We start from the raw sequence: 10,986 nt of genomic DNA, 5'->3' as shown, positions 1-10,986 counted from the left end.
CCGGGCCGGACGGCCGCGACGCGCCATGAGCGCGCCGCGCACGAACACCCCCAGGCCGCTTGCCGTCACCCGCGTCCAGCCGCCGCGGCCCAGGCGCCCCGCCGGTGCCGCCCGTTCAGTCCGTCCCTACGCGCATGATCAGCGCGAAGTGGTCGGAGGCGCCGGTGTCGCGCACGGTGCAGCGGACCCTGGGCAGGCCGGTGAACAGGTAGTCCAGTTTGTGCCCGGAGACGTGGGTGCTGCGGGCGGAGTCGGGGGACCCGTCGCACTCCTGGTGGACGTCGTACGGCGCGGACGGCCACACCCACGACGCGGAGTTGCCGTCGCCCGGCGGATTCACGTTCAGATCGCCGCCGTACACCGTGCGCCGTGCGGGAACCGCGGCCACCAGGGCCTTGAGCTGATCGTCGCGGAACTCCCAGCCGGGATGCGCCCGGTCGCTGCCCGCCGGACTCAGATGGGCGGTGCACAGGCGGACCCGGTGCGCCGCTACCGAGGCGCACAGGATGCCGCGCCGCAACCCCACGGTGGGCTGCTGCGAGGGCACCCGCGTGACGGAGGACAGCGGGTACGCCGCGAGGATGGCGATGCCGGCGGAACCCTGCCCGGCGCCGGCGCAGGGCACCGTGCCGACTCGGCCGACCCGGTCAGCCTCGCCGTAGGGCCGGAACGCCGTGTGCCAGGACGTGCCGAGCGCCCTGCGCACGGCCTCGACATCGCCGGCGCACGCCTCCTGCAGGAAGATCACCCGGGCCCCGGCCCGGGTGGCGAGGCGCCGCAGCTCACGCTGCTTCACGGCCGGGCTCCCGGTGTCCGCGCAGTTCCACTGCCGGACGCCGCACATGTTCCAGGTCGCCACCGTCAGCGAGCGGCGCGGGGCGGGGGAGCGGGTGGGTCCCGACGACTGCGCCACGAGCACCGCGGTCGCGAGTCCCAGCAGGGCGGCTGCCGCGGCCACGGCCCGGCGCCCTCGACTTCGAAGCATCACGCCATCATCGCCGATCGGCACCCGACGCCGAACCGCCCGACCAGAGTGGAACCGCACCATGCCTGAAGCACCCAGGAAGAGCCGTCAGACGATCCAGGGGATCGACGCCTCCGGTGGCCGGCCGGTCGAGTACCGCTTCTCCCACGCGAGGAATGGCAACCGGCACCTGATGGTCGTCTTCGCCAACATCTTCGCCCCGGACGACTACGGCTGGGCCACCGGCATCCTGGACAACCTGCGCTCCAACATCCTCTGGATCCGGGACCGGTTCGACGGCGGGAACACGTACTACCTCTGCGAGAACATGGATTTCGCGGTCGAGAGGTCCGTGATCGGACTCATCTCCAGGGTCGTCGACGCCCTCGGCCTCACCCCCGGCGACGTCACGCTGTGGGGCAGCTCGAAGGGCGGCAGCGCGGCGCTGTACTTCGGGCTGCGGTACGGCTTCCGCAACATCGTCGCCAGCGTCCCGCAGCTCGCGATCGGCACCTTCGTGCGCGACGTCTACCCGGACACGGGCCGGCACATGCTGGGCGAGGGGATGGCGCCCGACGACGTCCGCACCCTCGACGCGGTCCTGCCCGACCTGCTGGCCTCGGGAGCCAACCCGGACGCGAACATCTACCTGGTGTCCTCGCCGCAGGACGAGCAGTACAGCAGCCAGGTGGAGCCCTTCCTCGGCCTGCTGCAGCGCTACGAGAACTTCAACTTCATCTACAGCGAGTCCCCGTTCATCACGGACCACGGGAAGGTGACCCAGCGCAACACGCCCCCGCTGCTGGGAATCGCCTACCTGCTGGTCGAGGGCATCGCCCCGCGCCTCGGCGTCGCACGGCACGGCTACGAGGAGCCCGACGCCGACCGTTCGGGCATCGACTCCTTCATCAAGTCCACGTCGGTGGTGCAGAGTTCGTTCGCCGCTCCGGTCGTGACCGCGCCCGCCGCGCACAACCTGCTGCCCGTCACGGGCGCCCGCTTCACCGGCCACGCGCCCGGCGCGGTCCGGGTGAGCATCTGGGAGAACGGCAAGTACCTGGCGTCGGCGCCCGTGGCCCCGGACGGCGGCTGGACGTGGGTGCGGGACACGCCGTGGAGCACGGGCGAGCACCTGGTGCGCATGTTCGCCGTCGACCCGAACGGATACCAGTCCGAGCGAACCGACGTGCGGTTCACCGTCTCCGAGCATGCCGTGGCGCAGGTCCCGGCGCCGGACGCCCCGTATCCGGCCGCGGCGGTCTCCGGTGAACTCTCCGCACCGCTGGTGAGGCGTCCGCAGGCGTACGGCCAGCTGTCCGGTTCCGAAGTCGGCTTCCAGGGCATCGCCGTGGGCGCCGCCCACGTCGGTTTCAAGGAGAACGGGGTCTTCCTCGCCGCGTGCGCGGTCGCTCCGGACGGCGACTGGACCTGGGAGCCGGGCTGGCTGTGGGCCGAGGGCGTGCACACCGTCGAGGTGTACGCGGCCGACGCGGCGGGAGCCGAGTCCCCGGCGACAGCCGTCGTCTTCGCCGTCACCAACGCCACCGCGGGCGCGGCGCCCGTCGGTTACTGAGACCGCCAGGCTTCGCAGAACAGGAAGTGGATTTCCGACATGCCCCAAGCATCCTCGAGTGGACGTCAGCTGCTCGTCGGCATAGAGGCCTCCGGGACCTTCCCGGTCGAGTACCGGTTCAGCCACGCCCAGAAGGGCAACCGGCACCTGGTCGTCGTGTTCGCCAACTTCGCCGCGCCGGCCGACTACGGCTGGTCCAACGGCGTGTTCGACAAACTGCGTGCCAACGTCCTCTGGATACGCGACAAGTTCGACGACAACCGCAGCTACTACCTGTGCAAGGGGATGGACTTCTCCCTTGAGCAGTCCGTCGTCACGCTGATCTCCAACGTGATGCGGGCCCTCGACCTCACCCCCGACTCCGTCACCCTGTGGGGCGGCTCGAAGGGCGGCAGCGCCGCTCTCTACTTCGGCCTGAAGTACGGCTTCCGGAACATCGTCGCCATCGCGCCGCAGTTCCTGATCGGGACGTACGTACGCGACGTGCACCCGGGCACCGCCCGCTACATGCTCGGTGAGGGTGTCCCCGAGGAGAACGTCCGGGCCGTGGACGCGCTCATCCCCGACCTGCTGCGCTCGGGGGCCAACCGTGCGGCGAACATCTATCTCGTGTCGGCGGTCCAGGACGACCAGTACCCGGTCCAGGTCGAACCCTTCCTCGGGCTGTTCCAGCCCTACGAGAACTTCAACTTCGTGTTCAGCGACTCCCCGCACATCGCCGACCACACCCAGGTCGCGGGCCGCAACGTCCCCCTGCTCATGGGCATCGCCAACTGCCTGATCGACGGGATCGCCCCGCGCCTGGGCTTCGTCCGCAACGGCTACGAGGAGCCCGGCCGCGACCGCTCGGCCATCGACTCCTACCTCTCCGCCACGTCGCTGGTCCGCGGTGCGGAGTTCCCGCCGCCCGTGGTGACGGCGCCGGCGCACCAGCAGGAGGTCCGCCGGGACGCCGTACGGCTCGCGGGACACGCCCGCGGCGCCGTCCGCGTGATCATCTGGGAACACGGCAAGTACCTGGGCCAGACCGACGTCGCGCCCGACGGCAGCTGGTCCTGGGATCTCGGCCGGGCATGGAGCAAGGGGAAGCACCCGGTGAAGCTCTACGCGGTGGACGCGGCGGGCTACCAGTCCGAGCGCGTCGAGGCCCACTTCACAGCCGTCGACGGCGCGGACGGGCCCGGCGCGCCGGTCTTCGCCCCGTCCGCCGGGGACCGCGGGCCCGTGCTGTCGACGGTCGGGCCGGGCTCCTCCGCGCCGATGGTGCTGGAACCCGTGGCCCACGAACAGGTGATGGACTCCCGGATCGTGTTCCGGGGAGCCGCCGCGGGCGCCGCACAGGTCGGGTTCCGCCAGAACGGCGTACTGCTCGGGGGCGTCGCGGTCGCTTTGGACGGAAGCTGGTCGTGGGACTCGGGCTGGGCGTGGGGCGCGGGCATGCACGTCGTCGACGTCTTCGCCGTGGACCACTCCGGAGCCGAATCCGCGGTCACGCAGGTTCCCTTCACCGTCCTGAACCTGTCGGCGGGGGCGCCCGCGGCCGTGTTCAACGGCGAGTACTGACACACGAAGAGGGCCCCCGCCCGCAGGCGGAGGCCCTCTTCCCGGTCAGGGAGCGCTTACGCCGGAACGCTCGCCACGCCCGTCTCCAGGAACCGCTTGCCGTTCACCCGCTCGGAGACGCCCTCGCGGTCCAGGTAAGGCGTGATGCCGCCCAGGTGGAAGGGCCAGCCGGCGCCGGTGATCAGGCAGAGGTCGATGTCCTGGGCCTCGGCGACGACGCCCTCGTCGAGCATCAGGCCGATCTCCTGGGCCACCGCGTCGAGGACGCGGTCGCGGACCTGCTCCTCGGTCAGGACGGTGTCGCCCTGCTTCAGCAGCGCGGCGACCTCCGGGTCCAGCTCCGGCTTGCCGCTGTCGTAGACGTAGAAGCCGCGCTTGCCCGCCTTGACGACGGCCGCGAGGTTCGGGGAGACCGTGAAGCGGTCCGGGAAGGCCCGGTTGAGGGTCTCCGAGACGTGCAGGCCGATCGCCGGGCCGACCAGCTCCAGCAGGACCAGCGGGGACATCGGCAGGCCGAGCGGCTCGATCGCCTTCTCGGCGACCTCGACCGGGGTGCCCTCGTCGATCACGTTCTGGATCTCGCCCATGAAGCGGGTCAGGATGCGGTTCACGACGAACGCCGGGGCGTCCTTGGTGAGGACCGCGGTCTTCTTCAGCTTCTTGGCGACGGCGAAGGCCGTGGCCAGCGAGGCGTCGTCCGTCTTCTCGCCGCGGACGATCTCCAGCAGCGGGAGGATCGCGACCGGGTTGAAGAAGTGGAAGCCGACGACCCGCTCGGGGTGCTTCAGCTTCGACGCCATCTCCGACACCGACAGCGAGGAGGTGTTGGTGGCGAGAATCGCGTGCGCCGGGGCGACGGCCTCGACCTCGGCGAACACCTGCTGCTTGACGCCGATCTCCTCGAAGACCGCCTCGATGACGAAGTCGGCGTCCGAGAAGCCCTCGGCCTTGTCCAGGACACCCGTCACCAGCGCCTTGAGGCGGTTGGCCTTGTCCTGGTTGATCCGGCCCTTGCCGAGCAGCTTGTCGATCTCGGCGTGGACGTAGCCCACACCCTTGTCGACGCGCTCCTGGTCGATGTCGGTCAGGACGACCGGCACCTCGAGGCGGCGCAGGAAGAGCAGGGCGAGCTGCGAGGCCATCAGACCGGCGCCGACGACACCGACCTTGGTGACCGGGCGGGCCAGGTTCTTGTCCGGGGCGCCGGCGGGACGCTTGCCGCGCTTCTGGACGAGGTTGAACGCGTAGATGCCGGCGCGCAGTTCGCCACCCATGATCAGGTCGGCGAGGGCCTGGTCCTCGGCGTCGTAGCCCTGCTGCAGGTCGCCGTTCTTGGCGGCCGCGATGATCTCCAGGGCCCGGTAGGCGGCCGGGGCCGCGCCGTGCACCTTGCCGTCCGCGATGAACCGGCCGCGCGCGACGGCCTGGTCCCAGGCCTCGCCGCGGTCGATCGCCGGGCGCTCGACCTTGATGTCGCCCTTGAGGACCTGGGCGGTCCACAGCAGCGACTGCTCCAGGAAGTCGGCGCCCTCGAAGAGGGCGTCGGCGATGCCCAGTTCGAAGACCTGCTTGCCCTTGAGCTGCTTGTTCTGGTTGAGGCTGTTCTCGATGATGACCGAGACGGCCTTGTCGGCGCCGATCAGGTTCGGCAGCAGCGTGCAGCCGCCCCAGCCCGGGACCAGGCCGAGGAAGACCTCGGGGAGGGAGAACGCCGGGATGGCCTTCGACACCGTGCGGTAGGTGCAGTGCAGGCCGACCTCGACGCCGCCGCCCATCGCCGCGCCGTTGTAGTAGGCGAAGGTGGGCACGGCCAGCTTCGCGAGGCGCTTGAAGACCTCGTGGCCGCCCTTGCCGATGGCCAGCGCGTGCTCGTGCTGCTTGAGCAGCTCCACGCCCTTGAGGTCGGCGCCGACCGCGAAGATGAACGGCTTGCCGGTGACGCCGGCGCCGACGATCCCGCCGTCCGCGGCCTCCTTCTCCACCTGGTCGATCGCGGCGTTCAGGTTCGCGAGCGACTGCGGGCCGAAGGTGGTCGGCTTGGTGTGGTCCAGGCCGTTGTCCAGGGTGATGAGCGCGAAGCGCCCGGCCCCGAAGGGAAGGTCGAAGTGGCGTACGTGCGCCTGCGTGACGACCTCGTCCGGGAACAGCTCGGCCGCGCCCTTCAGGAGTTCAGCGGTGGTGCTCACTTGTCGCCTCCGTCGAAGTGCGGGTTCTCCCAGATGACCGTCGCGCCCATGCCGAAGCCGACGCACATGGTGGTGAGGCCGTAGCGGACCTCGGGCTGCTCCTCGAACTGGCGGGCCAGCTGCGTCATCAGACGGACGCCGGAGGAGGCGAGCGGGTGACCGTAGGCGATCGCGCCGCCGTACTGGTTGACGCGCTCGTCGTCGTCCGCGATGCCGTAGTGGTCGAGGAGGGCCAGCACCTGGACGGCGAAGGCCTCGTTGATCTCGAACAGGCCGATGTCGGAGATGGACAGACCCGCCTTGGCGAGGGCCTTCTCCGTGGCCGGGATCGGGCCGTAGCCCATCACCTCGGGCTCGACGCCCGCGAAGGCGTAGGAGACCAGGCGCATCTTGACCGGCAGGCCGTTCTCGCGGGCGAAGTCCTCGCTCGCGATGATCGACGCGGTGGCGCCGTCGTTCAGGCCGGCCGCGTTGCCGGCGGTGACCCGGCCGTGCACGCGGAACGGGGTCTTCAGGCCCTGGAGGTTCTCCAGCGTGGTGCCCGGGCGCATCGGCTCGTCGGCCGTGACCAGGCCCCAGCCGGTCTCGCCGGCCTCGGCGTTGGTGCGGCGCACCGAGATCGGCACCAGGTCCTGCTGGATCTTGCCGTTGGCGTACGCCTTGGCGGCCTTCTCCTGCGAGCGCACGGCGTACTCGTCGGCGCGCAGCTTGGTGATCTGCGGGTAGCGGTCGTGCAGGTTCTCGGCGGTCATGCCCATGAACAGCGCCGACTCGTCGACCAGCTTCTCGGAGACGAAGCGCGGGTTCGGGTCCACGCCCTCGCCCATCGGGTGGCGGCCCATGTGCTCCACGCCACCGGCGATGACGGCGTCGTAGGCGCCGAACGCGATCGAACCGGCGGTGGTGGTCACGGCGGTCAGGGCGCCGGCGCACATGCGGTCGATCGAGTAGCCGGGCACGGACTGCGGCAGGCCCGCGAGGATGCCGGCCGTGCGGCCGAGGGTCAGGCCCTGGTCACCGATCTGGGTGGTCGCCGCGATGGCGACCTCGTCGATCTTCTTGGGGTCCAGGCCGGGGTTGCGGCGCAGCAGCTCCCGGATCGCCTTGACGACGAGGTCGTCGGCGCGGGTCTCGTGGTAGATGCCCTTCGGGCCCGCCTTGCCGAACGGGGTGCGGACGCCGTCGACGAAGACGACGTCCCTGACGGTACGAGGCACGATGGCTCTCCTCCAGATGCGGGATGCTGAGCGCTTGCTTACGGGCCATGCTACTTGTGAGTAACGTGACTGCCCAGTCCTCCCCCCGGCCGGAGCGGTGAACGTCACACCGACGGAGTCGTCGATCCGTGTGCAGGGGGGTGCCTCCCCGCCGGGACACGCGCCCGGTCCCGCTCCCGCGGCCGGCATGGAAAGAGCCCGCGCCCGGGTGTCGGACGCGGGCCCTCGGCCACGAAGGGGCGCGCGGACGCGTCTCGGAACCGGGAAGCGGGGCGTGTCGACGCGCCCAGGATCTTGGCGTGATTTCGACGTCCGGGTTCCGGTTCAGGCGCCCGCGCCCGACAGCGCCGCGACCAGCACGGGCGTCACCTGCTCCACCTGCCAGGGCCGCGCACCGTGGCCGGCCAGCGCGTCCGCCACCGTCCCGGCGGTCACCGCGGCCGGCGGCTCCCAGCACACCCGCCGCACGGTGTCGGGGGAGACCAGGTTCTCCTGGGGCATGTTGAGCTGCTCGGCCAGCGCCGACACACCGGCCCGTGCGGCCGAGAGGCGGGCCGCCGCCGCGGGGTCCTTGTCTGCCCACGCCCGGGGCGGCGGCGGTCCGGTGACCGGCTGTCCCGGCTGGGGGAGCTGCGCCTCGGGGAGCGCCTTCGCCCGGTCGACCGCCGCCTGCCACTGGTCGAGCTGCCTGCGCCCCACCCGGTGCCCGAACCCGTTCAGCGCGGCCAGCGCGTGCACGTTGGCCGGGAGCGAGAGCGCGGCCTCCACGATGGCCGCGTCCGACAGCACCTTGCCCGGCGACACGTCGCGCCGCTGGGCGATGCGGTCCCGTGCCAGCCACAGCTCCCGGACGACGGCGAGCTGCCGGCGGCGGCGCACCTTGTGCATCCCGGACGTGCGGCGCCAGGGTTCCTTGCGGGGCTCGGCGGGCGGCGCCGCCGCGATCGCCGCGAACTCCTGAAGCGCCCAGTCGAGCTTGCCCTGCCGGTCCAGCTCCTTCTCCAGCGCGTCCCGCAGGTCCACCAGGAGCTCGACGTCCAGGGCGGCGTAGCGCAGCCAGGGCTCGGGCAGCGGCCGGGTCGACCAGTCGACGGCGGAGTGGCCCTTCTCCAGGACGAAACCGAGGACGCCCTCGACCATGGCGCCGAGACCGACCCGGGGGAACCCGGCGAGCCGGCCGGCCAGCTCGGTGTCGAACAGCCGGGTCGGGACCATGCCTATCTCCCGCAGGCAGGGCAGGTCCTGGGTGGCGGCGTGCAGCACCCACTCGACGCCGGCCAGCGCCTCGCCGAGACCGGAGAGGTCGGGGCAGGCGACGGGGTCGATGAGCGCGCTGCCCGCGCCCTCGCGGCGCAGCTGGACGAGGTAGGCGCGCTGGCCGTAGCGGTATCCGGAGGCGCGCTCGGCGTCGACGGCGACGGGGCCGGAGCCGGCCGCGAAGGCGGCGATCACCTCGGCGAGGGCGGCCTCGTCGGCGATCACGGGCGGAATCCCCTCGCGGGGCTCGAGCAGCGGAGTCGGCGCCCCCAGCACAGTGGCCCCGGCGTCGTCCGGAGGAGTGCCCCCGGTGGTGCGCACGGAACTGTCTGCTGCGGTCTCTTGGGCGTCGGTCACCTGTCAAGGGTATCCGTGTGCGCGCGGCGCCCGTCGACGGAACGTTCCGTCGACGGGCGCCGCAGGGTCGTAAACCAGTCAGGCCGGTGAAACTTCCGGTTCATATGAGTGAACGGGCATTGCGCTCACGGGTCGTATGGAGGAGTCGGTACGGGTCAGTGGATGATGCCGGTCCGCAGCGCCACGGCCACCATGCCGGCGCGGTCGCCGGTGCCGAGCTTGCGGGCGATACGGGCCAGGTGACTCTTCACGGTCAGTGCGGACAGGCCCATCGAGACGCCGATCGCCTTGTTGGACTGGCCCTCGGCGACCAGGCGGAGCACCTCGACCTCCCGTCCGGACAGCTCGCGGTAGCCGCCCGGGTGGCTCGGGGCACCCGGGGGGCGGCGGTGCATACGGGCGGCGGCGCCGAGGGGAGCGGCGCCGGGCCGGGCGGGGAGGCCGATGTTGGTTCGGGTTCCGGTGACGACGTAACCCTTGACCCCGCCGGCGAGGGCGTTGCGCACGGCGCCGATGTCGTCGGCGGCCGAGAGGGCCAGCCCGTTGGGCCAGCCCGCGGCGCGGGTCTCGGACAGCAGGGTCAGGCCGGAGCCGTCGGGCAGGTGGACGTCGGCGACGCAGATGTCGCGGGGGTTGCCGATGCGGGGACGAGCCTCCGCGACGGACGAGGCCTCGATCACGTCGCGCACACCGAGGGCCCACAGATGGCGGGTGACGGTGGAACGGACGCGCGGGTCGGCCACGACCACCATGGCGGTCGGCTTGTTCGGGCGGTAGGCGACCAGGCTTGCGGGCTGCTCGAGGAGAACGGACACCAGGCCTCCTGGGTGGGGGGACGGGGCCGGCTTGTGGGGAGGAAGCCGGGACGAAACGTGCTTTCAGGGTCACAGTCGTCTTCGGCAGCAAAGCCGTGCGCCTTTAGAGAATGATCACGATCTAGTGAGTAACAATCCGTTCAATTCGGACAGGCGATCGATCATCCGAAGATCGAATCGGTTCGAGCCGATGCGATTCGAGGTCAGAAAGTGGCCGTATCGACAAAGAGAGAGTCAACAGGCCGCCCAAGAGGATGAATCAGGGACGGCCGCGCCTCAGGTCACCGTGACTGCGGACCCCTGCGCTGCGGCAGCGTGACCACGGAGGCGTCGCCCGGACCGGCCGGCGGCAGCCCGCCGACCTGGGCCAGCAGATCGCACCACGAGGCCAGATGCGCGGCGGTGTCCGGCGCCCCGCCCAGGCCCTCGCGCGGCGTCCAGGAGGCGCGGATCTCGATCTGGGAGGCGGCGGGGCGGGCGGACAGTCCGCCGAAGTAGTGCGAGCTGGCGCGCGTGACGGTTCCGCTGGGCTCGCCGTAGGCCAGCCCGCGCGCCTGCAGCGCCCCGGTCAGCCACGACCAGCACACCTCGGGCAGCAGCGGATCGGCCGCCATCTCCGGCTCCAGCTCCGCGCGCACCAGCGTCACCAGCCGGAAGGTGCCGTGCCAGGCCTCGTGCCCGGCCGGGTCGTGCAGCAGTACCAGCCGGCCGTCGGCCAGGTCCTCGTCGCCGTCGACCACCGCGGCCTCCAGCGCGTACGCGAAGGGGGCGAGCCGCTGCGGGGCGGGTGTGGGCTCCACCTCGATCTGCGGCCGCAGCCGCGCGCCGCGCAGCGCGTCGACCGCGGCCCGGAACGCCGGCGGCGCCGCCGTGCCCGTCCGGCCCTCCGCCTGGGCGGAGTCCTTCGCGTCGTCCATTCCGTCAGCGCCGTCCGACGATCGTCCCTGAGCCGCAGCCATGCGGGGAAGAGTAAGGGGAACAGTGCCCCCGTGCAGGGAGGACACCCCTGAGGGCGGCCGCACTTCTCGCTTCGCGGCCGTGCGAGACTTGCCGA

At 71.6% G+C, this 10,986-nt stretch carries 8 protein-coding genes; 2 read left to right on the top strand and 6 right to left on the bottom strand.

Features of this window, described 5'->3' with window-relative positions:
- Positions 1-115: 115 nt before the first annotated feature.
- On the bottom strand, positions 116-985 hold the full coding sequence (locus ACZ7JA_RS16050) for an endonuclease/exonuclease/phosphatase family protein (protein WP_351666772.1): 870 nt from the start codon (positions 983-985) through the stop codon (positions 116-118).
- Between the two features lie 61 nt (positions 986-1,046).
- Here ACZ7JA_RS16050 and ACZ7JA_RS16045 point away from each other — a divergent pair, with 61 nt between their 5' ends.
- Positions 1,047-2,537 carry a hypothetical protein gene (locus ACZ7JA_RS16045; RefSeq protein WP_470808777.1) on the top strand — a complete coding sequence of 497 codons (1,491 nt, stop codon included), beginning with the start codon at positions 1,047-1,049 and terminating at the stop codon, positions 2,535-2,537.
- A gap of 39 nt (positions 2,538-2,576) precedes the next feature.
- Complete coding sequence (locus ACZ7JA_RS16040) at positions 2,577-4,100, top strand: hypothetical protein (RefSeq protein ID WP_403681423.1); 1,524 nt, start codon at positions 2,577-2,579, stop codon at positions 4,098-4,100.
- A gap of 56 nt (positions 4,101-4,156) precedes the next feature.
- Here ACZ7JA_RS16040 and ACZ7JA_RS16035 read toward each other — a convergent pair whose 3' ends face one another.
- From ACZ7JA_RS16035 to ACZ7JA_RS16015, 5 genes are all read right to left on the bottom strand, one after another.
- Entirely contained in the window at positions 4,157-6,286 is a 2,130-nt protein-coding gene (locus tag ACZ7JA_RS16035; RefSeq protein WP_389448043.1) for a 3-hydroxyacyl-CoA dehydrogenase NAD-binding domain-containing protein, read from the bottom strand.
- Positions 6,283-7,503, bottom strand: a complete 1,221-nt coding sequence (locus ACZ7JA_RS16030) for a thiolase family protein (protein WP_351666780.1) — start codon at positions 7,501-7,503, stop codon at positions 6,283-6,285. Before ACZ7JA_RS16030 ends, ACZ7JA_RS16035 begins: the two co-directional genes overlap by 4 nt.
- 324 nt (positions 7,504-7,827) lie before the next feature.
- The gene (locus ACZ7JA_RS16025; RefSeq protein WP_389302635.1) at positions 7,828-9,117 is read right to left on the bottom strand and encodes a ribonuclease D; all 1,290 of its coding nucleotides are present in this window, start codon (positions 9,115-9,117) and stop codon (positions 7,828-7,830) included.
- A 155-nt stretch (positions 9,118-9,272) separates the two neighbouring features.
- Positions 9,273-9,932 carry a response regulator transcription factor gene (locus ACZ7JA_RS16020; protein WP_351666784.1) on the bottom strand — a complete coding sequence of 220 codons (660 nt, stop codon included), beginning with the start codon at positions 9,930-9,932 and terminating at the stop codon, positions 9,273-9,275.
- 281 nt (positions 9,933-10,213) lie between these two features.
- A complete protein-coding gene (locus ACZ7JA_RS16015; protein WP_389302632.1) occupies positions 10,214-10,891 on the bottom strand; it encodes a DUF3000 domain-containing protein in 678 nt (225 codons plus the stop codon).
- Positions 10,892-10,986: the final 95 nt, after the last annotated feature.

The sequence above is a fragment of the Streptomyces sp. NPDC038135 genome, from assembly GCF_055601245.1.
The sequence above is the reverse complement of the archived record's forward strand: the minus strand, read 5'-3'. Positions and strand labels throughout refer to the sequence as shown.

Coding starts and splice junctions, on each gene's coding strand:
- ACZ7JA_RS16050 (WP_351666772.1), bottom strand. CDS start 985: ATGCTTCGAAGTCGAGGGCGCCGGGCCGTGGCCGCGGCAGCCGCCCTG.
- ACZ7JA_RS16045 (WP_470808777.1), top strand. CDS start 1,047: ATGCCTGAAGCACCCAGGAAGAGCCGTCAGACGATCCAGGGGATCGAC.
- ACZ7JA_RS16040 (WP_403681423.1), top strand. CDS start 2,577: ATGCCCCAAGCATCCTCGAGTGGACGTCAGCTGCTCGTCGGCATAGAG.
- ACZ7JA_RS16015 (WP_389302632.1), bottom strand. CDS start 10,891: ATGGCTGCGGCTCAGGGACGATCGTCGGACGGCGCTGACGGAATGGAC.